Raw genomic sequence first — 25,917 nt, 5'->3', positions numbered from 1 at the left:
CGCGTGCGGTTCGGCATACTCACGCACGGCGCTACGACGGGTTACTATGCCTCGATATATCAAGTCGATACATGCAGGCACCTCGGACACGGCACCACCCCATGCCGTCCGTACCGGGACCAGGAAGGCCAGACTCGTGAGGATCAACGGTAGGTGCGCGCGACTCGCCGCAGTCGTGGCGGTCGGCGCGTTGGCCCTGACCGGCTGCAGCAGCACCGGCGGCAAGAAGGCCACCGAGCAGCAGGCGGGCAAGGGCGGGCACGCCAACACCCCGCGCTTCACCGCCGCGCTGATCACCCACTCCGCGCCCGGCGACACGTTCTGGGACATGGTCCGCAAGGGTGCCCAGGCGGCGGCCGACAAGGACAATGTCGACCTGCAGTACTACGCCGACCCGGACGCGTCCAAGCAGGCGAGCCTGGTGCAGGCCGCGGTCGACAAGAAGGTCGGCGGCATCGCGGTCACCCTCGCCAAGCCGGACGCGCTCAAGGGCGCGGTCAAGAACGCCGAGGCGGCCGGCATACCGGTCGACGGCCTGAACTCCGGCACCGACCAGATGGGCCCGATGGGACTGATCGGCTTCTTCGGGCAGGACGAGCTGGTCGCGGGCGAGGCGGCCGGCGAGCGCCTGGAGCAGGCGGGCGCGCAGCACCCGATCTGCATCATCCACGAGCAGGGCAACGTCGGTCTGAACGACCGCTGCAAGGGCGTGAAGGAGAAGGTGCCGAGCACCCAGGTCGTCTACGTCAACGGCGCCGACCTGCCGTCGGTGCGCTCCACGATCACCGCGAAACTGCAGCAGGACAAGCAGATCGACTGGATCGTCGGCCTGCAGGGCGACGTGTCGCTGAACGCCGTCAAGGCGGTGCAGGCCACCGGATCGAAGGCCAAGATCGGCACCTTCGACACCAACGCCGGCATCGTCAAGGCGATCCAGGACGGCACGGTGCAGTTCGCCGTCGACCAGCAGCCGTGGCTGCAGGGCTACCTGGCGATCGACGCGCTGTGGCTCTACCGCACCAACGGTGACACCGTCGGCGGCGGCAAGCCGACGCTGACCGGGCCGGCGTTCGTGGACAAGAGCAACGTCGACAAGATCGCCGAATACGCCGGCAAGGGCACGCGTTGATGGCCGGCGCGGTCTCCACCACCGACACCCGGACGGCGCCCAGGTCGCCGATCGCCGCGCTGCTCGGTAAGCCGGAGGTCGGTGCACTGATCGGTGCGGTCGCGATCTGCGTGCTCTTCCTGTCGGTCGCGCCGGCGTTCCGCGGGCTGGCCAACGTCGGGACGATCCTCTACCAGTCCTCGGCGATCGGCATCATGGCCGTGCCCGTGGCGCTGCTGATGATCGGCGGAGAGTTCGACCTGTCAGCCGGTGTCGCGGTGACCAGTTCGGCGCTCGCCGCGTCGATGCTGGCCTGGGAGTTCAACTTCAATGTCTGGGTCGGCGTCCTGCTGGCGCTGGCGGTCGCGCTGGCCGTCGGCTTCGCCAACGGCTGGTTGCTGCACCACACCCGGCTGCCCAGCTTCCTGGTCACACTCGGCACTTACTTTGTGCTGCAGGGTGCCAACCTCGCGGTGCCGCGGCTGATCGACAACAACGTCACGTCGCCGAAGATCGACGACATGGCCGGATTCGACTCCGCGCACGCGGTGTTCGCCTCCAGCCACACCTTTTTCAAGTCCGGCTCGTTCGAGGGCATCACGATCAACATCTCGGTGCTCTTCTGGGTCGTGCTGACCGTGGTCGCCGCGGTGGTGTTGACCCGCACCCGTGCCGGCAACTGGATCTTCGCGGCCGGCGGCGACGCCGAGGCGGCGCGGGCCAGCGGCGTGCCGGTGGTGCGCACCAAGATCGGGCTCTTCCTCTTCGTCGGTTTCTGCGCCTGGCTGCTGGGCATGCACACGCTGCTCAATTTCGCGACGGTGCAGTCCAACCAGGGCGTCGGCAACGAGTTCATCTACATCATCGCCGCGGTCGTCGGCGGCTGCCTGCTGACCGGCGGCTTCGGGTCGGTGATCGGTGCCTCGATCGGCGCGCTGATCTACGGCATGACCAACCTGGGCATCACGTATGCCGGCTGGAACGTCGACTGGCTGAAGACCTTCCTCGGCATCATGCTGGTGCTCGCGACGCTGATCAACATGTGGGTACGACGACAGGCGGAACGCCGATGAGTGAGCCAAAAGCTGGTCGAGTAGCGAGGAACGAGCGTATCGAGACCTCGGACGACCAAGCTGGTCGAGTAGCGGCGAGGGACGATGAGCTCGCTGGTCGAGTAGCGGCGAGGGACGAGCCGCGTATCGAGACCACCGAACCGGACGAGACCGCTCCCGTCATACAGCTTCAGGGCGTCGGCAAGACCTACGGCACCGTGCGCGCGCTGACCGGCATCGACCTGGCGGTGCGCGCCGGCGAGGTGACCTGCGTGCTGGGCGACAACGGTGCCGGCAAGTCGACGCTGATCAAGATCATGGCCGGGCTGCACGAGCACACGTCCGGCACCATGCTGGTGGAGGGCACGCCGCGGAAGTTCGGCAGCCCCCGGGAGGCCGTCGAGGCGGGCATCGCGACGGTCTACCAGGATCTGGCGCTCGCGCCGCTGATGTCGGTATGGCGCAACTTCTTCCTCGCCCACGAGCTGCGCAAGGGTCCGCTGCGGCTGCTGGACTCGGCCCGGATGAAGCAGATCACCCGCGACGAGCTGGCCAAGATGGGCATCGACCTGCCGGATGTGGACCGTCCGGTGGGCTCGCTCAGCGGTGGCCAGCGGCAGTGTGTGGCCATCGCTCGGGCCATCTACTTCGGCGCGAAGGTGCTGATCCTGGACGAGCCGACGGCCGCGCTCGGTGTGAAGCAGTCGGGCGTGGTGCTGAAGTATGTCGCCCGCGCCGCCGAGTCCGGCCTAGGCGTCGTCTTCATCACGCACAATCCCCACCACGCCTTCCTGGTGGGCGACCACTTCGTCATCCTCAAACTGGGCGAGATGGCGCTGGACGCCTCCCGCGACGACATCACCGTCGAGCAGCTGACCGAGCAGATGGCCGGCGGCGACGAGCTGGCCGAGCTGGCGCACGAGCTGCGCGCGGACGCCTGAGTCGGTTGGCACTCCCCTCGCCGACTGACGCACTTGGTGCCGACTGACGCATTTGCAACGGCGTCACTCGTCGGCAAATGCGTCAGTCGGCATGGCCGCCCATGACCGAACGACGGCCCGAGTCATGACATTCGGCACAGGTGCCCGGCCGGACGCCGACCTACCGTGAAGGTCATCGCGGAGACACATCAGGAAGGCGAGCACAATGACATCGATCCGGCTGCACCGGTCCCACTGGTGGCTGCTGATCCCCGCCGGCTGGGCGCTGGTCGGCGTCGTCGGTCACTGGCTGGTCCTGCCGATGGTCCTGTTGACGGTGTTCCTCGGCACGGGGATGTCCCGGCACGGGCGGGCGGCGAGGTTGCAGTGCCGGCGCGACCACGAGGAGCGCCACCAGCAGCATTTCCAGGCCGGCCAGGCGCCCTGGGAGCAGCGGCACACCGTCGCGACGCCGCAGCCGGCGCCACGGGTGGACCTGGCCAAGCAGGAGCCGGACACCCTCACCAGCCTGACCGCGCTGTCCGACCTGCCGACCGACGTGCGCCAGCGCGCGCAGCGGCTGGAACACGAATGCTCCGAGACGCTGACGTACCTACGCAAGCACGGCGCGCCGACCGCGCAGGTCTTCGAGGTCGAGCAGATCCAGACCGACTTCGGCCCGCAGGCGCTGCGGTCCTACCTGGCGCTGGCGCCAGGCAGTGCGGACACGACCGAGGTGCTGGACGGCAAAACCGGTCACCAATTGATCATCGAGCAGCTCGATCTGCTGCTCAATCAGGTCGCCGCGCACCTGCACCGTGCGGCCCGGCTCGGCACCGACGAACTGCTGGCCAACCACCGCTTCCTGACCGAGAAGTTCGGACCCGGAGGGGACTCGGAGCTCACCATCTGAGCGACGAAGTATGGCGCGGCATCCGGGGGAGCCGCGCCATACGTATGTGCGGAGGTCACCGGAGCCGGACGGCCAGCTGCCCATTGTCCAGCAGCTTGGTCTCCACCAGCTTGTCGTGACTCTCCACGAACGCGCGGAACGACGAGAACCCGAGCGACTTCTCCTTGAAGGTCGAGTCCAGGCGCTGCATCTGGCTCTTCAGGCTGGACGAGTGCTGCCAGCCGTCGTCGCTCTTCTCGGCGCCGATCCGGATCGCGCGGCGCAACAACGCGGTGGCCTGAGCTTCCTTGCTCGTGGCGGTCTTTCGCGCTTTCGCGGACTTGGCGGCAGCCTTCTTGACCGGCTTCGCAGGTGTGCTGGCCACGGGTCCGGCATCCGCTCCGGGCGCCTCTGCTGCGGCGTCGTCGGAGACGCCGGGCAGGTCGCCGTACGAGCTGAAGTCGTCGCACGCAGCCACGAGCGCGCGGCTCGTCGACCCGGTGACGCCGATGCCGACGACGAACCTGCCGAGTTGCTTGCAGCGCTGCGCCAGCGCGATGTAGTCCGAATCCCCGCCCACCACCACGACATGCGTGATGTCGGCGTGCTGGAAGAGATCGTTGACCGCATCGATCGACAGGCGTATGTCGGCGCCGTTCTTGGTCCCCGACGTCGCGAAGAGCTGCACCAGATCGACGGCGCGGTCGGTCAGCTGCCGCTTGTATGCCGCATTGGCCGGCACCGACCAGTCGGCATACGCGCGGGTGAAGGCCACGGTGCCGAACGACGAGGCGTAGTCGATGATCGCGCCCAGGTCGACCTCGGCCTCGATGAGGCGACGCGACACCTCACCCTCCTCCGCGGGCGTGTGATCGCGGGCGTTGTCCTTGCGCCACCGGCCGGAGCCGTGCACGGCGTCGTACCGCGAGATCACCATGTTGTCGAAGTCGATGTAGACCGCGACGCGCGCATCACTCATGTTGCCGACCCTAGTGCGGGTATGGCGGGCCGCGCCTCAGCCGGCGACGGCGGCGACGGCCTCGATCTCCACCAGTTGGTCGGGATAGCCGAGCACCGCGACACCGACCAGGGTGCTCGGCACGTCATGGGTGCCGAAGTGCGCGGCCACGACATCCCAGGCGGCCACCAGTTCGGCCCGGTCGGTGGTCGCGACCAGGACGCGCGTGCTCAGCACGTCGGTCAGCTCCGCGCCGGCCGCGGCGAGCGCGATCTCCAAGTTGGTCAGGCACTTTCGCGCCTGGCCGGCCACATCCCCGACCGCCGCGATGGTGCCGTCGGAGTGCAGGGGACACGCGCCGGCCAGCTGGATCACCCGGCTGCCGGAGGGTGCCGTGGCGGCATACGCGTAGGGCGCCGGCGCCAGCTGGTCGGACCGGATGAGGCGGACTGCGGGGGACATGGCACCGACGCTAGGGCGCCGGAGCGGCGGCCACCAGTGAAATTCGCACGCGCACGCGCACGCGTCGCGGCCGACGCGCCTGGCGCCCGCCGGAAAGGTAAACGCCGCGCCTCGCGGCGGTATGGCTTCGGCATCGCCACGGCAAACCTTTGGCCGGGTCGGGAACCAAACCCCCGCTGCGCCGTCGACAGGGCCACTATCCGGTGGTGGCACACATCTCTGCCATGACCGACAGGAGCCCACGCATGACCCGCATGACCCGCTCGTCCCTCACCCTCAAGCTCGGCGTCGGCGCCACCGCGCTGGCCATGTCCCTGGTGCCGGCGCTGTCTGCGCGGGCCGCCGGCGTCAACTATGCGGCGCTCGGGGACTCCTATTCCTCTGGTGTCGGGGCCGGCGACTACCTCGGCAGCAGCGGCGACTGCGATCGCAGCCCCAACGCCTACTCGGCGCTGTGGGCCCAGCAGCACAGCCCGTCGGCATACGTCTCCGTCGCCTGCTCGGGCGCGAGAACCACTGACGTCATTGCCAATCAGCTGGGGGTGCTGTCGGCGAGCACCACCTTGGTGAGCATCACCATCGGCGGCAACGACGTCGGCTTCAGCAGCATCATGCAGGACTGCATCCTGGACGGCACGACGACCTGCGTGAACGAGGTGAACAACGCCAAGGCAGACGCGAAGGCGAACCTGCCGGGCAAGTTGGCGGGCGTCTACAGCGCGATCCGGTCCAAGGCGCCCAACGCGCACGTCGTCGTGCTCGGCTACCCCGATTTCTACGACCTGAGCAAGGACTGCGTCGGCATCAGCCAGGAGTCCCGCACCGCCATCGACAGCGGCATCGATGTGATTGATTCGATCACCAGCACTGCGGCCAGCAGGGCCGGATTCACGTATGGCGACGTGCGCGGCGCGTTCTCGGGCCACGAGATCTGCGACTCGGGCCGCTGGCTGCACTCGGTCAACTTCCTGCACCTGGAGGAGTCCTACCACCCGACCGCGGACGGCCACGCGAAGGGCTATCTACCGGTCTTCGCCGCTCGGGCCTGAGGGCAGCGACCCGCTCCCCTCTTTGCCGAGAGGCCCCCCGTTCGCCCACCGGCCCCTCGATTTGGCCCCGTTTTCCCCGAAATCGGAGGTCCGCTCGATCATTCGGGGGCCTTTCGGCGATGTCACCGGCGCCGCCGGGGCGCACGAACAGCGCAAACCTGATCAAGCAGGCCGCGTGCCCGCTGCGGCATGCTCGAACGATGGATACCGAACCATTGGCCGGGCAGGTCGTCCTGATCGCCGGCGCATCGCGCGGCCTCGGCCGGGCGTGCGCGATCGAGTTCGCCGCGGCCGGTGCGTATGTCGTCTGCACCGGCCGCAGCACCCGCGACGCACCGACCCACGCGCAGCCCGCTGACCTCACGCTGGAGCGGACGCTCGAGGAGGTGGCCGCGCACGGCGGGAAGGGCGAGTGGCACCGCTGTGACCACACGGATCCGACGCAGGTGGAGGCCCTGGTGCGCGACCTGGTCGAGCGGCACGGGCACATCGACATACTCGTCAACAACGCGTGGGGCGGCCACGACCACCACGACGACCCGGGTGGCGAGGAGGTGTGGGACGAGCCGATGGATCAGTTCCGCGCGATGCTGCTCGGCGGTGCCTACTCGGACTTCGTCACGTCGATGCTCACGCTGAAGCTCGCGATGGCACCGGAAGGGAAGGGCCTGATCCTCACCTCGACCTGGCACATGCCCGAACCGCCCGCCTGGCTGCCCTACGAGTCGAGCAAGGCCGCCAAGAACCGGCTGGTCTATGCGCTCGCGTATCACCTTCAGCCGCACGGGATTCCGGCGATCGCGGTGGCACCCGGCTGGATGCGCACCGAGCTGATGGAGGCAAAGGTCCCCGCCGAGGATCTCGCCGGCAACACCGAGTCACCCCGGTATGCCGCGCGCGTGATGGTCGCGCTCGCGACCGACCCGGACGTGCAGCGCTTCAGCGGCCAGGTGGTCGACGTGGGCGAGCTGGCGGTGGCGTATGGCGTCACCGACCTCGACGGCACGCAGCCGCAGCCCAACGCCGGTCGCTTCGAGCCGAGCCGCCCCCTCCCGCCATACGAGAGCTGACTTCTCGCCGAGAGGACACCTAAATGCCGAAAAGACAGGCAAATCGGGCGATCAGAGCCCGAATTGCCTGTCCTCTCAGTATGTTTCCTGTCCTCTCGGCGAGAGGGTCAGGTCAACGAGTCTCGTCGCCCTTGATGAAGGCTTCGAGCTTGGCGCGGCCGAGGCTGTCCTCGCGCTGCTCCGGCGGGGACTTCATCAGGTAGGACGAGGCCGACAGCAGCGGGCCGCCGATGCCGCGGTCCTTGGCGATCTTCGCGGCCCGGATGGCGTCGATGATGATGCCGGCGGAGTTCGGGGAGTCCCAGACCTCGAGCTTGTACTCCAGGTTCAGCGGAACGTCACCGAAGGCGCGGCCCTCGAGGCGCACGTAGGCCCACTTGCGGTCGTCCAGCCACTGCACGTAGTCCGACGGGCCGATGTGCACGTTGCGGCCGTCCTTGATGCCGGCCAGCGGGCCGCTCAGGTTGGAGGTCACGGCCTGGGTCTTGGAGACCTTCTTGGACTCCAGGCGCTCGCGCTCGAGCATGTTCTTGAAGTCCATGTTGCCGCCGACGTTCAGCTGGTAGGTGCGGTCCAGCGTGACCCCGCGGTCCTCGAAGAGGCGGGCCATGACGCGGTGGGTGATGGTCGCGCCGACCTGGCTCTTGATGTCGTCGCCGACGATCGGGACACCGGCGTCCTCGAACTTCTTGGCCCACTCCGGGTCGGAGGCGATGAAGACCGGCAGGGCGTTGACGAAGGCGACGCCCGCGTCGATGGCGCACTGGGCGTAGAACTTGTCGGCCTGCTCGGAGCCGACCGGCAGGTAGGAGACGAGCACGTCGGCCCGGGCGTCCTTGAGCGCCTGGACGACGTCGACCGGCTCGCTGTCGGCCTCGGTGATGGTCTGGGCGTAGTACTTGCCGATGCCGTCGAGGGTGGTGCCGCGCTGGACGGTGACACCGGTCGGCGGGACGTCGGCGATCTTGATGGTGTTGTTCTCGCTGGCGGTGATCGCCTCGGCCAGGTCGAAGCCGACCTTCTTGGCGTCGACGTCGAACGCGGCGACGAACTCCACGTCACCGACGTGGTAGTCACCGAACTTCACGTGCATCAGACCCGGGACAGTCGTGTCGGGCGACGCGTCCTTGTAGTACTCAACACCCTGCACGAGCGAGCTCGCGCAGTTGCCGACGCCGACGATGGCGACGCGAATGGATCCCATTTCCTACTCCTTGTCGGATTTTCCGCTGGGGCCGGAGTGTTCCTCCGGAGACTCCCCATCGACCGGCTGATCGGCAGGCGCCGTCTCGCCGGGATTGGTGATGCCGTATGCCGAGCGCTCGGTCTCGATCAGCTCACTGAGCCAGCGCACCTCACGTTCGGTGGACTCCAGCCCGTGGCGGTGCAATTCGGCGGTGTATTTGTCGGTGCGCTCGCGACGCGCACGGGACTGCTCCCGCGAGTCGTCCAGGCGCTCCTCCAGCCGACTGCGGCGACCCTCCAGGATGCGCAATCGCACATCGCTGCTGGCTCGGCCGAAGAAGGCGAAGTGGACGTCGAAGTTCTCGTCCTCCCACGAGGCAGGGCCCGTCTGGGCCATGAGCGTCTGGAACTGCTCCTTGCCCTCCGCGGTCAGCTCGTAGGTGATCTTGCCGCGCTTGCCGCCGAGGCCGGGACCCTGGTGGCTCTGCCGGTCCTGGTCGGCGGAGCTGCGCTCACTGATCCAGCCGCGCTCGACCAGGCCGCGCAGGCACGGGTAGAGCGAGCCGAACGACACGGCACGGAACGCGCCCAGCACCCCGGACAGTTGCTTGCGCAACTCGTAACCGTGCAGCGGCTGGTCGTGCAGCAGACCGAGGATCGCCAGCTCGAGTATGGCGCCACGTCGTGACATGGGCGACCTCCTCGGTGCTGTCGGTGGATCCTGCGGATGCGGGGGGTGTGACCACGAGCATAGCGCATCCGATGTATCGAACCGATACATCGGCGTTGTATGGCGGGTCGATGGGTGCAGCGGCCTTCACGATTCCCGGTTCACTGCTTCGGCAGTTACCCTGCACCGGTGACAGATGAGCAGGGTGGGGCGCCTCGTCGCGCCGCAGCGCGACCGGTGCCGGGCCGCAGGAAGCGCCCGAAGAAAGAGCACGGATTGTTCTTCAAGGTCTTCTGGCGGACCGTGCTGGGCTTCGTCCTGCTGGGTCTGATCGGGGTCGTCGCACTGGTCATCATCTACCTGCGTACGCCCATCCCGCAGCCGCAGGCCGACGCCGCGAAGCAGGTCTCGATCGTCTACTACAGCGACGGGAAGACCGAGCTCGGCCGGTTCAGCACGGTCAACCGCGAGGACGTCAAGCTGGCCCAGGTGCCCAAGACGGTCCGCTACGAATTCCTGGCCGCCGAGGACCGCAACTTCTACAAGAACTCCGGCGTCTCGATCAGCGGCACCATCCGCGCCGCCTGGAGCACGCTGTCCGGCGGGCAGGAGCAGGGCGGCTCGACGATCACCCAGCAATACGTCAAGAACTACTTCCTGACCCAGGACCGGTCGGTCAAGCGCAAGGTCAAGGAGATCATGATCGCGCTGAAGATCGACCGGAAGATGTCCAAGGACGACATCCTGCAGGCCTACCTGAACAACATCTACTTCGGGCGCGGTGCCTACGGCATACAGGCAGCGTCGCAGGCCTACTTCGGCGTCGACGTCAGCAAGCTGGACGCCAGCCAGGGCGCGTTCCTCGCCTCGGTGATCAACGCGCCGGGCCTGTACGACCCGCAGTACGGCGCGGACGCCAAGGCGCGCGCCAACGCCCGGATGACCTACGTGCTGGACGGCATGGTCAAGGAGGGCTGGATGACGCCGGCGCAGCGCGCCAAGGCGCACATGCCGGACTTCAAGAAGTACAACCCCAACGCGCAGCAGGTCTCCGGCCCGAACGGCTACATCGTGTCGGCCGTGCGGTCGGAGCTGCAGCACAAGCTGAAGCTGACCCACGAGGACATCGACCGGGGCGGGCTGCGCATCACCACGACCATCGACAAGAACTCCCAGAAAGCGGCCGTCGACGCCGTCCACCGGAACGTCCCGAGCCAGACCGCCCGGCTGGACGCATTGCACACCGGGCTGGTCGCCGAGCAGCCGGACGGTGCGGTCGTGGCGATGTATGGCGGCGAGGACGCGGCCAAGGAGATCAGCGCCGCGAACGATGCACAGCTGCAAGGCGGTTCGAGCTTCAAGGCGTTCGGGTTGGCCGCGGCATTGCAGGACGGTATGACGATGCAGACCAAGTTCAGCGGTGCGTCGCCGCTGATCCTGCACCGCGGCAACGGCAAGACGACCAAGATCTACAACGACAACCACGAGCAGTTCGGGATGCTCACCCTCGAGCGCGCCTTCGCGGTGTCGTCCAACACGGCGTTCGTGCGGCTCAACCAGGCGCTCGGCACCGGCAAGACGCTGGCCGCCGCGCAGCAGCTCGGCATACCGCAGAGCTCCCCGGGCATGAACGACCCGGTGCCGACCGACATCCTGGGCAGTGCGGCCGTGCGGGTGATCGACATGGCCAACGCCTACAACACCATCAGCGCGGAGGGGAAGAAGGCCGACCCCTACTTCATCCAGAAGGTCACCAGCGTCGCGGGTGACTACAGCTACGACGCGCACCCGAACACCCAGCAGGCGATCGCCAAGGACGTCGCCGCCAACCTGGTCAACGGGATGACCGGCCCGCTGACGGACTCCGACGGCACCGCGCACCACACCGCCGGTCAGCTGAACCGGCCGGCCGCCGGCAAGACCGGCACGTCCAGTCACTACCTGTCGGCGTGGTTCACCGGGTTCACGCCCGACCAGCTGACCGTCTCGGTCGGCATGTATGCCGGCAACGGCAAGCAGGCCGGCACCATCGGGCTGGACAAGGCGACGCACAACGCGTCGTTCTACGGCGGCGACACGCCGGCCACCATCTGGCTGGACTTCATGCAGGCTGCGCTCAAGGGGCAGAAGGTCGCCCCGCTGCCGCAGACGAAGGAGGTCAAGCAGACCACGACGTATTCGGCGCCGCCGGTCACCTCCACCCAGGCGCCGACCAGCACCACCACGACGACGTCGTCCACGCCGAGCTCGACCAGCTCGAGTTCGACGCCGTCCAGCAGCACGTCGAGTTCGACCACCAGCACGACGCAGCCGCCGAGCCCGACCACCACCACGACGACCACGCAGCCGCCGAGTCCGACCTCACGTCCGACGGCGACCCGGCCGACGCTGCCGGTTCCGCCGCCGCCGGTCACCCAGGGCGGCGGTCAGCCGAGGTCGTCGGAGCCGCAGCCGACGCGCTGAGTTACCCGGCTGGGCTCACTGCGGGTCTGGCCGCTCCTGCATGAGCGCGTCGTCCTTGTCGCGGTCTTCGACGACATACGGTGCCGCGCGGTCCTCGCGATCGCCGCCGACGCCGAAGTGGCGGTAGAGGTCCTGCTCGTCCTTGGGCGTCAGCCGCCCCGACGGGTCGTGGTGTGGTGCGTCCCGCAGCTGCTGGTCGTCATACGGCACGGTGAGCCGTTCGCCGTCGAACTGCGCGGTGGCGAGAGGCACCATGGTGGCGTCGTCGGCTCCCTCGGTCGCGACCGCCACCCACTGCGGCTGGGACGTGGCGTCGTCGAGGTAGACGGCGTCGACCGTGCCGAGCTTGCTGCCGTCGGCGCCCATGACGTCGACACCCTGCAGCGATCCGGGGTCGAACGTGTTGCTGTTCGTGGTCATGATCGTCCTTCCTGGAGGTCCGAGCACGAGCCGAGTTACCCGGCACCGGTTAGGGACAATCGCGGGTTAGGCTCGCGCCGTGCCTTCGCCCACACGCCTGACCTCACCCAGCCGCGGGGAGGAGCCCGCCGCGCTCGCGACCGGGATCATCGGTGGGCCGGTCGGTCGTTTCGCGGCGATCGGCCGCCGTGGCTGGACGTATGCCGCGGCGATGTTGTCGGCGCTGGCGTCGGTGCTGGTCGCGCTCGGCGTGCTGCAGAAGAACCACTGCGTGCGCGAGGGCTGGGGGTCACCGGGTGCCCTGTGGCACGCGTGCTACTCGGACCTGCCGGTGGGTTCCGGCGGCCCGAAGGGCGGCACCCCGTGGTCGTCCGGCGGCGCGGGCAACACCCAGCCGGTCCTGACCGCGATCCTGGACTGGATCGTCAAGCAGTTGACTCCGGGCGGCAGCGCGCTGGGCACCCAGCAGGTCTACTTCGCGATCGGCACCGTGATCATCGCGCTGCTGATCGCGCTGACCACGATCGCGACCGCGTCGATGCTGCGCAGCACCCCATGGCTGGCCGCACACGTGGCGCTCAGCCCGGTGCTGATCACCGCGGCCCTGGTCTCCTTCGACGTGCTGGGCGTCGCCCTCGCGACCGTCGGTATGGCGCTCTGGGCGCGCCGGCACCCGGCAGCCGCCGGCGTCTGCCTCGGTGCAGCAGTCATGGCCCGGACCAATCCGTTGGTGCTGCTCGGCGCGATCACCCTCATCGCGCTGCGCGACGGCACCCGCGGCCCGCTGGCCCGCTGCCTCACCGGCGCGGCCGCGGCGATCGTGGTCTGCTTCGGGGTGGCGTACGCGTGGGGCGGGGATCCGCTGGCGCCATACCGCGGCTGGTGGCACCAGGCCGCCGGTTACGGCTCGCCGGGCTACCTGCTGACCGCCGCGCACCATCCGCTGCCGGCGACGTCGCTGTCGATCATCGCGGTCCTCGGCTGGGTGGTCGCCTTCCTGCTCGGTGTCTACCTGACCGGCCGGCCCGTCGAGCGCACCCAGCTCGCGCCGCTGGCGCTGACGATGCTGGTCATCGTGCTGCTCACCGGCAAGTCGATGTCGGTGCAGAGCTGCTTGTGGGTGCTGCCGCTGATGGCGCTGGCTGCGCTGCGCTGGCGCGAACACCTGCTGTGGGCCGGCGCCGAGATCGTCTACTTCGTCATGACCTGGATGTACATCGCCGGGCCGAGCAACACCGCCAAGGCGCTGCCCGCGGCGGCATACTCCTTCTTCCTGCTGATCCGGCTGATCGCGTATGTCGGGATCGCCTGGGCCTCCTGGGAGACCTCCCAGGACCTGGAGCGCGACCCGGCCACCCCCGCTGATCGGTGAAGCTGGGCGCACGCTGGTCGAGTGCCGGAGGAGCGGAGCGGGGGAGGTGTATCGAGACCGAGTGCCGCATCGCGCGATCTCGATTAACGCCGGACGGTCGTTGACCGATAAACTCGCGTCCGGCCCGTGCCGTAGGTATCCGTATGTCGGAGCCTGGCGGCATACTCGCGGGAGACACCGGAGACGGTGACGACCGGGGGCGGGCCACGCTGCAACCCTCCTGTCACGGAGAGACCGTGACCGCTTGAGACCGAAGGAGGTGGGTTAACGCATGCGTCAGTACGAATTGATGATCATCATCGACCCCGAGCTCGACGAGCGCGTTGTCCAGCCCACGCTGGACAAGTTGCTCAAGGTCGTGACCGCCGAAGGCGGCAAGATCGACAACACCGACATCTGGGGTCGTCGCCGTCTTGCCTACGACATCAAGAAGAAGTCCGAGGGCATCTACGCCGTTGTGACGATGACCGCCGAGTCGGCTACCGCCAAGGAGCTCGACCGCCAGCTGTCGCTCAACGAGCAGATCATGCGCACCAAGCTGCTGCGCGTGGACGCCTGAAGCTCGACATCTAGCAAGGGAGTTCCGACATGGCCGCAGGCGACACCGTCATCACAGTCATCGGCAACCTGACCCAGGACCCGGAGTTGCGGTTCACGCCGTCCGGGGCAGCCGTCGCCAACTTCACCGTTGCGTCGACGCCGCGCTACATGGATCGGCAGACCAATGAGTGGAAGGACGGCGAAACGCTGTTCATGCGCTGCTCGGTATGGCGCGAGGCGGCCGAGAACGTCGCCGAGTCGCTGACCCGTGGCGCACGGGTGATCGTCTCCGGTCGCCTGAAGTCCCGTTCGTGGGACGACAAGGAGACCGGCCAGAAGCGCACCACCATGGAGCTCGACGTCGACGAGGTCGGCCCGTCCCTGCGTTACGCAACCGCGAAGGTCAACAAGACCCAGCGCGGCGGCGGACCCGGTGGCGGTTTCGGCGGCAACGGCGGCGGCAACGGTGGTTTCGGCGGCAACTCCGGTGGCCAGCAGGGCGGCTTCGGTGGCGGACAGCAGTCCGACCCGTGGGCGACCGGCGGCCAGGGCGGCGGCCAGCAGGCCCCGCAGTCCGGTGGTCAGGGCGGCGGCTGGAGCACCGGCCCGTCCTACGACGAACCCCCCTTCTGAGGATGCCGGTCGAGTAGGAGCGAGCCGCTAGGCGAGCGACGTATCGAGACCAGCGTCATACATCACAGAACAACCCCATCCCGAGTGAAGGCTCGGGCTCTCGGAAACGAAGGAGAGCACCACGATGGCTAAGCCCGTCATTCGCAAGCCCAAGAAGAAGGCCAACCCGCTGAAGCTGGCCAAGGTCGAGTCGATCGACTACAAGGACGTCGCGCTGCTGCGCAAGTTCATCAGCGACCGTGGCAAGATCCGCGCGCGTCGGGTCACCGGCGTCTCCGTGCAGGAGCAGCGGCTGATCGCCACCGCGGTCAAGAACGCCCGCGAGATGGCCCTGCTGCCCTACTCGTCCTCCGCGCGCTGAAAGAAGTAACGCTATGAAGATCATTCTGACCCACGAGGTCGCCTCGCTCGGCGCTCCAGGTGACGTGGTCGAGGTCAAGGACGGCTACGCCCGCAACTACCTCCTGCCTCGCCACTTGGCCACGCCGTGGACGAAGGGCGGCCAGAAGCAGGTCGACGCGATCACCAAGGCGCGGGCCACCCGTGCGGTGAAGTCGCTGGAGCAGGCCCAGTCGCTGAAGGGCAACCTGGAGTCCTCGGTCGTGCGCCTCGCCGCGCGCGCCGGTGAGTCCGGTCGTCTGTTCGGTGCGGTTACCACCGCCGAGATCGCCGAGGCCGTCAAGGCCGCCGGTGCGGGCGAGATCGACCGTCGCACGGTGCAGGTCGCCCAGCCGATCCGCAACGTCGGCACCCACGAGGTCAGCGTCAAGCTGCACCCCGAGGTCGAGGCCACCGTCACGCTGGACGTCGTCGCCGCGAAGTGACGTCGCGCCGCTGACAGCAGCGCAGAGCCGGTCATCCCCCGTGGGGTGGCCGGCTCTTCGCATGGGCGGCGTACCGGTGCATAACCGGCAACGGTCGCTAGCTCTGGGCATGTGTGCAGCCGGGACCCGTGCATAACCGGCGACGGTCGCCGGTTGGGGGTGCTTTCGCGGGCCGGGGCCGGTGCATAACCGGCAACGGTCGCTGGTTGGGAACCGCCGACGCCGCCTCAGGCGCCGGTCACCATCCACCGCTCCGAGCGGGCGCGCAGGCCGAGACCGACGAGCCGGAAGAGCATGAAGCCGGTGAACGCCCACCACAACATCAGCAGCGCATGACCGGGACCGCCGGCCCGCAGCGTGGCGGCGTGCGCGTGCACCAGCCACAGCAGCGGCAGGTATGCCGCCAGCGACGCCACCTGCAGCCACGCCAGCGCGGGCCCGTCGCCGGCGCCGATCAGCACCCCGTCGAGCACGAACACCAGCCCGGCCACCGGCTGGCCGAGCGCGACGACGAGCAATGCCACCGAGAGCGCGTCCCGGACCGACTGGTCGCCGGTGAACAGGACCGGCACGACGGTGTGCGTCGCAGCCACGACGACGCCGAGCGCGACGCCCATCCACCACCCCCACCACAGCATCAGCCGGGTGGCGGCGCGGGTGCCCGCCAGGTCCTGCGCGCCGAGTGTGTGGCCGGTGAGCGCCTGGGCGGCGATGGCCAGCGCGTCGAGCGCGAACGCGAGGAAGCCGAAGACGGTCATCGCGACCTGGTGCGCGGCCAGCGGCACGTCGCCGAGTTCGGCGGCGGCCCAGGTGCTGGCGAGCATCGCGGCCCGCAGCGCCAGCGTGCGTACCAGCAGGGGGACGCCGAAGCGGGCCGCGGCGAGAACCCGCCCGGGATGCGGCCGCAGGCTGGTGCCCAGCCGGCGGGCCCGGCGCAGCACGACCAGGAGCAGCCCGGCCGCCAGACCGGACTGCGCGATGACCGTGCCGAGCGCCGAGCCGGCGATGCCGAGCCCGGCGCCATACACGAAGACGACGTTGAGGACCAGGTTGGCGGCGAAGCCGGTGGTGGCGCCGATCAGCGGCGTGCGGGTGTCCTGGAAGCCGCGCAGCACGCCGGTGGCGGCGAGTACGGCGAGCATCCCGGGTATGCCGAAGGCGCTGATCCGCAGGTAGATCGTGGCTTCGTCCGCAACGGCGGGAGAGGCGCCGAAGACGTCGCAGATCGGCCCGGCGAAGACGGCCACCACGACCGTGGTGATGGCACCGAGGAAGACCGACAGCCAGATGCCGTCGACACCCGCGCCGACGGCCGCCGAGTCCTGCCCGGCGCCGAGCCGCCGGGCGACCAGCGCGGTGGTGCCGTAGGCGAGGAAGACGTAGATGTTGGCGGCGGTCAGCAGGGCCGCGCTGGCGACGCCGAGGCCGGCCAGCTGATCGGTGCCGAGGTGGCCGACGATCGCCGAGTCGGCCATCAGGAAGAGCGGTTCGGCGACCAGTGCGAGGAACGCCGGGACGGCGAGCGCGAGGATCTGCCGATGGGTCGAACGCGAGGGGGTGTCCGTGCCGGCGGGCGGCGACGACGGAGGGCTGGCGGGCACGCCCCCCAGGGTACGGCGCGCTGCGCGGCCTGCCCGCCTCGAGCGTCCCGCTGCGGCGCGGGTGACGAGCACGTAAATCGTGTCTTGTCATGTGAGACGCCGCCGTCTCAGGTTCGGCTCGCCGTTGCCGCGGACCCGTGCGGTGGCGCCGGTTTGCCGCGCGCCGACCGGAACCGCGGAATGCTGCGGAATATCACGGAATGATCACGAGGCCAACTCGGTCCGAACGGGCGAGCGCCGGCGTCCACAGCTGAACGGTTGTCCACAGATATCCGCGAACGACTTTGGGAAGGCGTCCGCATGCGTCATAGTCAGTGACCGTGCCACCGGCGAAATTCGGGGAGTCGGCTGCACAACCTGGGTGGGGGCGGATCGCTCCGGGGCAACGGCGCCCGCACCCGTTCGTCACTGCAGTCCATTCGAAGGGTCCCTTGATTCATGGGTTCGTACTCCCCGCGTCACTTGAAGCGTGAGCCGAAGATTCTGAACAAGTTCGGGCGCCGTGGCGTCGCCGTCGCCGCAGTCGGCGCGGTCGTCGTTCCGGTCGCCGGCATGGAGAGCGCCTCGGCGGCTCCCGGCGCCGGCCTCGTGCGGGCGACCACCGTGCACGCCGCCAGCCACGTCCAGGCCGCCGGCCATCTCGCCGCCACCGTGCGCGTCGGCCCGACCGTCCGCTACGGCTCGCGCGGCAGCGCGGTCAAGACGGTCCAGCGCAAGCTGCATGGCCTGGCCGTCGACGGCATCTTCGGCGCGCGCACGCGCAGCAAGGTCAAGTCGTTCCAGCGCGCGCACCGACTGGCCGCCGACGGCATCGTCGGTCCGCACACCTGGCGAGCGCTCGGCGGCTCCGGCGGCGCCCCCACCTCGGCCCCGAAGCCCGCACCGAAGGCGCACTCGTCCTCCATCGTGTCGATCGCGATGAGTCTGCGCGGCACGCCATACCGCTACGGTGGCGACTCGCGCTCCGGCTTCGACTGCTCCGGCTTCACGCAGTACGTCTACCGCCAGGCCGGCAAGAGCATCCCGCGCACCGCGTCGGCGCAGGCCGCCCGTGCCACCCGGGTCTCGAGCCCGCGTCCCGGTGACCTGATCTTCTGGGGTTACCCCGCCTACCACACCGGCATCTACCTCGGTGGCGGCAAGATGATCGCCGCCCGCCGTCCCGGCACCGTGGTCGGCGTCCAGAACCTCTGGGGCAGCCACTACTTCGGCCGCATCTGAGGCCCCCCTGCGAGCGCGGTCCCGCCGCGTCCGAGAAAGCCCCGTCGACCCGGTTGGTCGGCGGGGCTTCTCGCTACCGTCACACGGCCTGTAAGGCGCTCCTGAGCGCTTGTGGGCCGGCGATCACGGCCGTGGTGGATGCGCGCGCGAGGCGACAGGAGGCGCCGGCAGCCGCCCGCCGGTGGGCGCGGGGAGGCGCGGCATACCTCCTGCGGCGGCCCGCGCGGACGCGGCTGCCGGACGGAAGGTTGGTTGCAGAACGCTCACATCTCATATGATGAGACGTTTCCTGAAAACTTTCAGTTCGGCGTGTCGTTCGAATCATTTTGCGGCGTGAGCTGCTAAAAGCAGCCACTTCGGCGCAGTTTCGTTGAAATTGCAACACCGGCGCGCAACAGCCCCGTGTGCACCGCAAATTCACTGCAATCACACCAGTCACAGCCGTCACAACGGCCCATTCGTACTCAGAATTCGCGTCTTTCACAGGTTCGAAACCACCGGCATCATCAGTGCTCGTGCAGCGCCTTCTTCGGGGAAGGAGTAGGCGACATCGGGGGATGACACGGCACGCGTGTCATCCCCCTGCGCGCGTTTCAGGACTGGACGAGTACCGAGAGGGTCACATGGCCACGATTACTACTCCGAGACATCGCAAACCACGGCCTGGGCTGTCAGCCAAGGTCGCCCCGGCGATCACCTCCCGCAAGGGTCTGGCGGTGACCGGAACGCTCCTCAGCGTCCCGGCGACCGTTGCCAGCCTCGTGCAGGCTGCTCCGTCGTATGCCGATCCCGGCAGCGGCTCGAGCGCGTCAGGGCAGCGCAGCAGCGCGTCGACCGGTGGTGTTCGCACCGCCGCGCCGGCAACCGTGGTTTACCTGCGCTACGGATCAACAGGCAGTTACGTCAAGACGCTGCAGCAGCGGCTGGGTGGGCTGGCGACGGACGGCGTCTTCGGGGCGCTCACGCTTTCGAAGGTGAAGTCCTTCCAGCGTGCGCATCACCTGGCCGTCGACGGCATCGTCGGACCGGCGACGTGGAACGCCTTGGGGGGTTTCCCGGGGGCCACCACGAACCCGGCGCCGAAGCCGACACCCACGCCGACGCCGACGCCTCCGCCGCCGACCTGCAAGGTCAGTGTGCTGCGGTATGGCGCCACGGGCGGCTACGTGTCGAGCGCGCAGCGGGACCTCGGCGGTCTGTCCGTCGACGGTGTCTTCGGTGCCGACACGCTGTCGCGGGTGAAGGCGTTCCAGGCCAGCAAGGGTCTGGTGGCCGATGGCATCATCGGCCCGATGACCTGGAGCGCGCTGGGCGGCTTCCCGTGTGGCAGCGACCCGACGCCGACGCCGACCCCACCGCCGCCGTCGAGCAACCAGGGTCTCTCCGCGGTCGTCTCGATCGCGCAGAAGTACCTGGGTGTGCCCTACGTGTGGGGCGGCTCGTCCCCGTCGCAGGGCTTCGACTGCTCGGGACTCACGTCATACGTGTACAAGCAGGCCGGGCTCTACATCCCGCGCACGGCCAGCCAGCAGCAGGCCTACATGAAGAAGACGACCAGCCCGCAGCCGGGTGACCTGGTCTTCTTCGGTGCGCCGGCGTATCACGTGGGCATCTACGTCAGCCCCGGCATGATGATCGCGGCGCCGGTCCCCGGCGACGTGGTCAAGCTCCAGACGATCTGGACGACGCCGACCAACTACGGCACGTTGCGCTGAGCGCAGCTCGCCGTCCGGTCCACGCGGCCACGGTCACTCCGTCGAGTGACCGTGGCCGCGGTGCATATGCCGGGCGGATCGCGTGGCGCAGTGACGTCGCGTGGCGCAGCGACGTCGCGCGGCGCAGCGACGGTGCGCGGCGCCGAGAGGTCAGCCGATGCACTGAGCCGGTGCTCTGGCGACATCCATCGACCGCTCGGCGCGCGTGGTCCGGTGGGCGGGGTGGGTGCCTGTGGACAACTTCTGCGCCGTGACCCATCGGCTTGGCATGATCGCGGGGTCGGGTATGCCGCGCCGCGCCGCTTCTTGACCAAAGTTTTAATCGGTTGGCCGGTTTTGCGCCCGACAGGGCGCCGATAATCGCGGGGCACTCAGGTTCCACTCAGGGAGGGATGTCACCGATGCGGAACTCACGCGCCATGGCCGCCACCGCGACGCTGCTCGCGGTGCTGGCAGCGGCCGGCTGCAGCGGCGGTTCGAGCGGCGGTGGCTCGTCGTCGACCGCATCGCACAGGACGAACCCCGGCACCAGCTCCGGGGAACCTGCCCCGCCACAGACATCGACCAGCAGTTCCGCCACGGCCACCTCGCCGTCGTCATCCGCGACGCCGTCCTCGAGCGGTACGGCGGCCGGCGCGCCCGGTGTGCCGGACGCCGCGCGGCAGCACACGGAGGCTGGTGCAGTGGCATTCGCGCGGCATTACTGGGACACCGTCAATAAGACCGCGGTGGAACCCAAAGTAGATGTGCTCGAAAAACTGGCGACGGATTCTTGTAAGACATGTCGAAACTTTGCCGAAACCGTGCGGTCGAATGTCCAGGACGGCCAGAAATTCAGTGGACCCGAAGGGAAGATCCTTGAGTCCGAATGGCGAGCGAACGCTGTTTGGATGAAGATTGAACCGATGGACGTGGACCTGATCGACGCAGATACGGGGGCTGTTGTGAAACACTACCCGAAGGATCCGGTGTACATCTGGGTCATTGATTTAAGGTGGACGGCCGCAGGGTGGCGGGTGAATTCGATGCAGGTAGCAGATTCAAGTTCATGGTGAACGGTTGGGGACTGGCGTCGGCGGTCCTAATAGCGATCGTGGCGACTAACGTAAGTAACTCCACGGCCGCTATAGGGGCGCCGCATCAGTCAAGAGGCAAGTGTATCAACGGTGTTTGCGGCGAGACGGATGGCGACGGCACTTACGCTGGTATGTCCCGAGGACAGACGTCACGGTTGCCGAAAAAGGGAAAGTCCACAGTTACCGAAGGCAAGAAACATGTCGTGAAACTCGTGCCATACGAGTATCGAGTGGCTCTTGCCTGCCCGGCCAACAATGATCCCGAAAAGAACGAAGTCGGTTGCGAGAAGGCGTTCAAGACGTGCATCGACGTCAAGGACGCGGAGGGCCCGTTGAAGACCGTTTTCCGCCGTCTGACGGAACCGAAGGGAAAGGACGGCTGGCACAACGTCGGGGAGACGTGCTGGCCGAAGTTGGTTCCGGGAGCCAAGTCGAAGCCGGAGCTCACGGTCGCTATGATCCGGTCGGAGTTCATCAGGACACCGTTCGTCAGACCGAAGGCGACCATGGAGCCGGTCGGCAACCGCACGCTGGTCAACCTGCCCAACATCTTCACCGCCGACTTCTCCGGTGCCGGCTACGGGCCGGACGAGGTCCGCACCGTCACGCTGCTGGGTCACCAGGTCCGCATCAAGCCGGTGCTGAAGTCCAACACGTTCCACTTCGGCGACGGCGCCTCACTGGGGCCGACGGAGTCTCGTGGCGGCGGCTACCCGGACGGCGACGTGCGGCATACCTACGCCCAGCGCGGCACCGTGAGCGCGTCGGTCACCACGGTCTACGGCGGCCAGTTCTCGGTGGACGGCGGGCCGTTCACCGACCTTCCAGGCACGGCTACGGTCACCGGTCCGGCGCAGCCGATCCAGGTGCTCGAGGCGACCGGACGGCTGGTTCGCTGAGCCGCCTGCAATCCGTGCGCGGGCACGATCCGCAGACCCGCTGTGGCGGCACGCCGCCACCACGGCGCTGTGGGTAACTGGCGTCACAAACACGCCAAACTTTTTTCTTGTGCACAACGGCGGTCGCGCGTTTGCGCAGGTCAGCGCGCCGAGGGCGACACACCCACATGGTTATCCACACCGCTGTCCCCAGGCTCGTGCACACGACATACCGACTCCTCCACACGTTGTCCACAGGTTGTCCCGAGCGCATCTGAGCGGTCGTTTGCGGGGGCGGCGAATCGGTTCTAGCGTGGCCACTTCGCGTGTCACGCACCCCGGTTGCCAACCACTGTCACACCCTTGTGGTGCAGTAGACACATGTCCGAAAACGGTCGCAAGGAGAGCGTGCGTGGCGATTGCTGAGCTTCCCCCGGACTACACCGACGAAGGTGGCCACGGGGGCGGATTGGTCCCGCCGCAGGACGTTCCAGCGGAGCAGTCGGTGCTCGGCAGCATGCTGCTGTCCAAGGATGCGATCGCCGACGCGGCCGAGGCCGTGGACGGGCGCGACTTCTACCGGCCGGCGCACGAGGCGATCTATGAAGCCATCATCGACCTCTACGGGCGCGGGGAGCCGGCCGACGCGATCACCGTCGCCGACGAGCTGACCAAACGCGGCGAGCTGAGCCGCATCGGCGGCCAGGCCTACCTGCACGAGCTGATCCAGGGTGTGCCGACCGCCGCCAACGCCGGCTACTACGCCGAGATCGTCGCCGAGCGCGCCGTCCTCCGTCGCCTGGTCACGGCCGGCACCCGCATCGTGCAGATGGGGTATGCCGACGGCGGCGGCGACGTCGTGGACGTCATCAACGCCGCCCAGGCCGAGGTCTTCGGCGTCACCGCCGGCAAGGAAGCCGAGGACTACGTCCGGCTCGGCGAGATCATCGCCGAGACCGCCGATGAGATCGACGCCGCCAGCAGCACCAACGGTCAGATGGTCGGCGTGCCCACCGGCTTCACCGACCTCGACGCGCTGACCAACGGTCTGCACCCGGGTCAGATGATCGTCATCGCGGCCAGGCCTGCTGTGGGCAAGTCAACGATTGGTCTAGACATTGCCCGGGCGTGCTCGATCAAGGCTGGTATGGCGTCAGCGATCTTCTCGCTGGAAATGAGCAAGACCGAGATCTCTATGCGGCTGCTGTCCGCGGAGGGCGGGATACAGCTGCAGCACATGCGCAAGGGCACCATGCGCGACGAGGACTGGACGCGGCTGGCGACCACGATGGGCAAGGTGGCGGATGCGCCATTGTTCATTGATGATTCGCCGAACATGTCGCTGATGGAGATTCGCTCGAAGTGTCGGCGTCTGAAGGAGCGCAACGACCTGAAGCTGGTGGTCATCGACTACCTGCAGCTGATGACGTCGGGCAAGCGCGTTGAGTCCCGGCAGCAGGAAGTGTCGGAGTTTTCCCGTGCGCTGAAGCTACTGGCCAAGGAGATCAACGTCCCGGTCATCGCGATCAGCCAGCTGAACCGTGGTCCCGAGCAACGCACTGACAAGCGCCCCCAGATGTCAGATCTGCGCGAGTCCGGTTGCCTGACCGGTGACACGCGACTCCTACGCGCCGACACGGGCGCGGAAGTGTCGATCGGTGAACTCGCGAGGACGGGCGAGAAGGAAATCCCGATCTGGGCACTCGACGACTCGCTGCGGTATGTCGTCAGACCCCTCACCCACGCCTTCTCCACCGGGATGCGGCCGGTCTTTCGGATGACGCTCGGGTCGGGCAAGACGATCCGCGCGACCGAGAACCACCGTTTCCTGACGTATGGCGGCTGGCAGCAGCTGGGAGACTTGCACGCTGGTGACCGACTCGCGGTGCCGCGGCACGTTCCCGCTCCCGAACGGTTCGAGCCGTGGGAAGACGACAAGGTCATCCTTCTGGCACATCTCATCGGTGACGGATCCTTCGTCAAGAAGCAACCCATCCGATACGCCAGCATCGACGAGCACAACCTGGAGGCGGTCAGCAAGGCGGCGCTCGGCGGTTTCGGGGTGGTGGCTGTCAGGGATGACTACGCCGCTGCGAGGGTCACCACGCTGAGGCTTCGCGCGCCGTACCGGTTGACGCACGGGCGCCGTAATCCGATTGCGGAGTGGCTCGATGGGCTCGGATTATTCGGACTGCGCAGTCACGAAAAGTTCGTGCCGGAGTCGATGTTCCATGCCTCCAAGCGGCAGATCGCACTCTTTCTGAAGCACATTTGGGCGACGGACGGCTCGGTCACGGTAAACAAATCCGGTAAAGGTGGTCGCATCTACTACGCGTCGACGTCGCGGCGGCTGGTCGATGACCTGAGCCTGCTGCTGTTGCGCTTCGGCATTTCCACACGTACGCGGGTCACCCGGAAGAACGGATATCGCGACGGCTACACGATTGACATCTCCGGGTCCGACAGTCAACGCCGGTTCCTGCAGGAGATTGGCGTCTTTGGTGATCGCGGCGTGCACGCTACCCGGCTGCTCGCCATCGTTCGCGAGACCAGCTCCAACACCAACGTAGATACCGTTCCGACACCTGTTTGGGACACCGTCAGGGAAGTGCTCACTGAACGCGGGATGACGCATCGCGAGTTCGCCGCGGCGATGGGCACGCAGTTCTGTGGCTCGACGATGTGGAAGCACGCGCCTTCGCGTGAGCGGCTCGGTCGTGTCGCGACACTGCTCGACAGCGCTGAACTTGAGCTGATGTGTGTGAACGACGTTTTCTGGGACAGCGTCGTGTCGATCGATCTCGAAGGTGTCGAGGAGGTATTCGACGCTACCGTGATTGGCAGCCACAACTTCATCGCCAACGGGATTGCCGCCCATAACAGCATCGAGCAGGACGCCGACATGGTGATCCTGCTGCACCGCGAGGATTCCTACGACCGCGAGTCCGAGCGCGCCGGCGAAGCCGACCTGATTGTCGCCAAGCACCGTAATGGTCCAACCGACACGATCACCGTGGCGTTCCAAGGGCACTACTCACGGTTCACCAACATGGCGCAGAACTTCTAAAGTCCTGTCGAGATGCAGCCAAGATTGACGAACTGCCGCTTGTTGTCGAGATGCAGCGAAGACTGTTCAAATCGCGTTTTGAACAGTCTTCGCTGATTTCTGGGGTGTCTGACAATCGTCGGAGACGGTCCGACGAGGCGAAATCGTTAATGAGAACTGTTCTCCCGTGCACGTTTGGCGGGCCGGCTCTGGCGTCTGTGCAGGTCAGCGGCCCGTTACTGCGACCAGTTCTCACTTCACAAGTTACTTCGCAGTACTTGCTGTGAAAACGAACCCCGTGTCACACCGTGCGCGGTTCTCCGGGGCCAGGGGGTCAACGAAATCGAGATCCGTCGAGGACTGTCCGAGGCACACGATGAAGCTGACCCGGCTCGGGCCGCGCACGGAGGTTGCGGAAGGCGAGACGTTCAGGGCGGAGTGCACCGGGATCGTCTTGGGGCATGCTCCGCATGCCGATCGACAGACGGAGCCGATTGAGATCGAGCTAAGTGCAAGGGGACCCCGGGCGCTGACGTCCCGGAGACCCCTTGTGGTTTACCAGTTCGCGGCGACCGCCTGTGCGTGCTCGATGAAGGCCAGACTGGACTCAACGCTGCCTGGGCGAGTTGAGTCCCGCATAGTGGTGTAGCGCGGTCGCCGTGATCGTCCTGGTATTGGACGTGGTGCGGCCACCGCGTGATCCTTCGAGTGAACCTCTCACAGCACTCTCGAATGGAGTCATCACGATGACCGCACCACACA

23 protein-coding genes are annotated in these 25,917 nt (G+C 67.6%); 17 read left to right on the top strand and 6 right to left on the bottom strand.

From position 1 onward, the window contains the following. Window positions 1-136 precede the first annotated feature (136 nt). The 4 genes from ACTHL4_RS11800 to ACTHL4_RS11785 all read left to right on the top strand — a co-directional run bounded on the left by ACTHL4_RS11800 (window position 137) and on the right by ACTHL4_RS11785 (window position 3,993). Complete coding sequence (locus tag ACTHL4_RS11800) at window positions 137-1,129, top strand: substrate-binding domain-containing protein (protein WP_440282964.1); 993 nt, start codon at window positions 137-139, stop codon at window positions 1,127-1,129. Beyond that, the gene (locus ACTHL4_RS11795) at window positions 1,129-2,181 is read left to right on the top strand and encodes an ABC transporter permease (RefSeq protein ID WP_440282963.1); all 1,053 of its coding nucleotides are present in this window, start codon (window positions 1,129-1,131) and stop codon (window positions 2,179-2,181) included. Before ACTHL4_RS11800 ends, ACTHL4_RS11795 begins: the two co-directional genes overlap by 1 nt. Further along, entirely contained in the window at window positions 2,178-3,101 is a 924-nt protein-coding gene (locus tag ACTHL4_RS11790; protein ID WP_440282962.1) for an ATP-binding cassette domain-containing protein, read from the top strand. The genes ACTHL4_RS11795 and ACTHL4_RS11790 overlap by 4 nt, the downstream gene beginning before the upstream one ends. Window positions 3,102-3,306: 205 nt before the next feature. Beyond that, window positions 3,307-3,993 (top strand): hypothetical protein, encoded by a 687-nt coding sequence (locus ACTHL4_RS11785; RefSeq protein ID WP_440282961.1) that lies wholly within the window; start codon window positions 3,307-3,309, stop codon window positions 3,991-3,993. A 55-nt stretch (window positions 3,994-4,048) separates the two neighbouring features. On the opposite strand, the gene ACTHL4_RS11780 is transcribed toward ACTHL4_RS11785, so the two are convergent. Next, a complete protein-coding gene (locus tag ACTHL4_RS11780) occupies window positions 4,049-4,951 on the bottom strand; it encodes an NYN domain-containing protein (protein ID WP_440282960.1) in 903 nt (300 codons plus the stop codon). Window positions 4,952-4,987: 36 nt separating this feature from the next. After that, on the bottom strand, window positions 4,988-5,392 hold the full coding sequence (locus ACTHL4_RS11775) for a RidA family protein (RefSeq protein WP_440282959.1): 405 nt from the start codon (window positions 5,390-5,392) through the stop codon (window positions 4,988-4,990). Between the two features lie 245 nt (window positions 5,393-5,637). Here ACTHL4_RS11775 and ACTHL4_RS11770 point away from each other — a divergent pair, with 245 nt between their 5' ends. Together ACTHL4_RS11770 and ACTHL4_RS11765 are read left to right on the top strand one after the other, a co-directional pair. Continuing rightward, window positions 5,638-6,441: an SGNH/GDSL hydrolase family protein gene (locus ACTHL4_RS11770; RefSeq protein ID WP_440282958.1), complete on the top strand. Its 804-nt coding sequence runs from the start codon at window positions 5,638-5,640 to the stop codon at window positions 6,439-6,441. A gap of 200 nt (window positions 6,442-6,641) precedes the next feature. Continuing rightward, window positions 6,642-7,511, top strand: coding sequence for an SDR family NAD(P)-dependent oxidoreductase (locus ACTHL4_RS11765; RefSeq protein WP_440282957.1), 870 nt, complete (start codon window positions 6,642-6,644; stop codon window positions 7,509-7,511). Window positions 7,512-7,623: 112 nt separating this feature from the next. Here ACTHL4_RS11765 and ACTHL4_RS11760 read toward each other — a convergent pair whose 3' ends face one another. Both ACTHL4_RS11760 and ACTHL4_RS11755 read right to left on the bottom strand, forming a co-directional pair. Then, the gene (locus ACTHL4_RS11760) at window positions 7,624-8,715 is read right to left on the bottom strand and encodes an inositol-3-phosphate synthase (RefSeq protein WP_440282956.1); all 1,092 of its coding nucleotides are present in this window, start codon (window positions 8,713-8,715) and stop codon (window positions 7,624-7,626) included. A 3-nt stretch (window positions 8,716-8,718) separates the two neighbouring features. Next, window positions 8,719-9,387 (bottom strand): PadR family transcriptional regulator, encoded by a 669-nt coding sequence (locus tag ACTHL4_RS11755; RefSeq protein ID WP_440282955.1) that lies wholly within the window; start codon window positions 9,385-9,387, stop codon window positions 8,719-8,721. A 168-nt stretch (window positions 9,388-9,555) separates the two neighbouring features. Between ACTHL4_RS11755 and ACTHL4_RS11750 the strand changes: the two genes are divergently transcribed. Beyond that, window positions 9,556-11,829, top strand: a complete 2,274-nt coding sequence (locus tag ACTHL4_RS11750) for a transglycosylase domain-containing protein (RefSeq protein WP_440282954.1) — start codon at window positions 9,556-9,558, stop codon at window positions 11,827-11,829. A gap of 15 nt (window positions 11,830-11,844) precedes the next feature. Here the strand turns inward: ACTHL4_RS11750 and ACTHL4_RS11745 are convergent, their stop codons facing one another. Next, entirely contained in the window at window positions 11,845-12,249 is a 405-nt protein-coding gene (locus tag ACTHL4_RS11745) for a PRC-barrel domain-containing protein (RefSeq protein WP_440282953.1), read from the bottom strand. A gap of 79 nt (window positions 12,250-12,328) precedes the next feature. On the opposite strand from ACTHL4_RS11745, the gene ACTHL4_RS11740 reads away from it, so the two are divergent. The 5 genes from ACTHL4_RS11740 (at window position 12,329) to rplI (ending at window position 15,618) form a co-directional block, all read left to right on the top strand. Beyond that, window positions 12,329-13,621: a glycosyltransferase 87 family protein gene (locus tag ACTHL4_RS11740; protein WP_440282952.1), complete on the top strand. Its 1,293-nt coding sequence runs from the start codon at window positions 12,329-12,331 to the stop codon at window positions 13,619-13,621. A 271-nt stretch (window positions 13,622-13,892) separates the two neighbouring features. After that, window positions 13,893-14,180, top strand: a complete 288-nt coding sequence (rpsF, locus tag ACTHL4_RS11735; protein WP_440282951.1) for a 30S ribosomal protein S6 — start codon at window positions 13,893-13,895, stop codon at window positions 14,178-14,180. A gap of 29 nt (window positions 14,181-14,209) precedes the next feature. Further along, on the top strand, window positions 14,210-14,794 hold the full coding sequence (locus tag ACTHL4_RS11730; protein ID WP_440282950.1) for a single-stranded DNA-binding protein: 585 nt from the start codon (window positions 14,210-14,212) through the stop codon (window positions 14,792-14,794). A gap of 124 nt (window positions 14,795-14,918) precedes the next feature. Beyond that, entirely contained in the window at window positions 14,919-15,155 is a 237-nt protein-coding gene (gene rpsR, locus ACTHL4_RS11725) for a 30S ribosomal protein S18 (RefSeq protein WP_440282949.1), read from the top strand. 13 nt (window positions 15,156-15,168) lie between these two features. Beyond that, a complete protein-coding gene (rplI, locus tag ACTHL4_RS11720; protein ID WP_440282948.1) occupies window positions 15,169-15,618 on the top strand; it encodes a 50S ribosomal protein L9 in 450 nt (149 codons plus the stop codon). A 227-nt stretch (window positions 15,619-15,845) separates the two neighbouring features. On the opposite strand, the gene ACTHL4_RS11715 is transcribed toward rplI, so the two are convergent. Beyond that, window positions 15,846-17,219, bottom strand: coding sequence for an MATE family efflux transporter (locus ACTHL4_RS11715; RefSeq protein WP_440282947.1), 1,374 nt, complete (start codon window positions 17,217-17,219; stop codon window positions 15,846-15,848). 438 nt (window positions 17,220-17,657) lie between these two features. On the opposite strand from ACTHL4_RS11715, the gene ACTHL4_RS11710 reads away from it, so the two are divergent. From ACTHL4_RS11710 to ACTHL4_RS11690, 5 genes are all read left to right on the top strand, one after another. After that, entirely contained in the window at window positions 17,658-18,440 is a 783-nt protein-coding gene (locus tag ACTHL4_RS11710) for a C40 family peptidase (RefSeq protein WP_440282946.1), read from the top strand. Window positions 18,441-19,156: 716 nt separating this feature from the next. After that, a complete protein-coding gene (locus tag ACTHL4_RS11705; protein ID WP_440282945.1) occupies window positions 19,157-20,155 on the top strand; it encodes a C40 family peptidase in 999 nt (332 codons plus the stop codon). Window positions 20,156-20,574: 419 nt separating this feature from the next. Beyond that, the gene (locus tag ACTHL4_RS11700) at window positions 20,575-21,210 is read left to right on the top strand and encodes a DUF6318 family protein (protein ID WP_440282944.1); all 636 of its coding nucleotides are present in this window, start codon (window positions 20,575-20,577) and stop codon (window positions 21,208-21,210) included. Then, window positions 21,204-22,130 (top strand): hypothetical protein, encoded by a 927-nt coding sequence (locus ACTHL4_RS11695; RefSeq protein ID WP_440282943.1) that lies wholly within the window; start codon window positions 21,204-21,206, stop codon window positions 22,128-22,130. The genes ACTHL4_RS11700 and ACTHL4_RS11695 overlap by 7 nt, the downstream gene beginning before the upstream one ends. Before the next feature lie 391 nt (window positions 22,131-22,521). After that, window positions 22,522-25,176 carry a replicative DNA helicase gene (locus ACTHL4_RS11690; RefSeq protein WP_440282942.1) on the top strand — a complete coding sequence of 885 codons (2,655 nt, stop codon included), beginning with the start codon at window positions 22,522-22,524 and terminating at the stop codon, window positions 25,174-25,176. Window positions 25,177-25,917: the final 741 nt, after the last annotated feature.

Origin of the sequence: Flexivirga sp. (assembly GCF_051955415.1) — a bacterium.
GTDB lineage: Bacteria > Actinomycetota > Actinomycetes > Actinomycetales > Dermatophilaceae > Flexivirga.
This window is presented reverse-complemented; position numbering and strand designations above follow the sequence as displayed.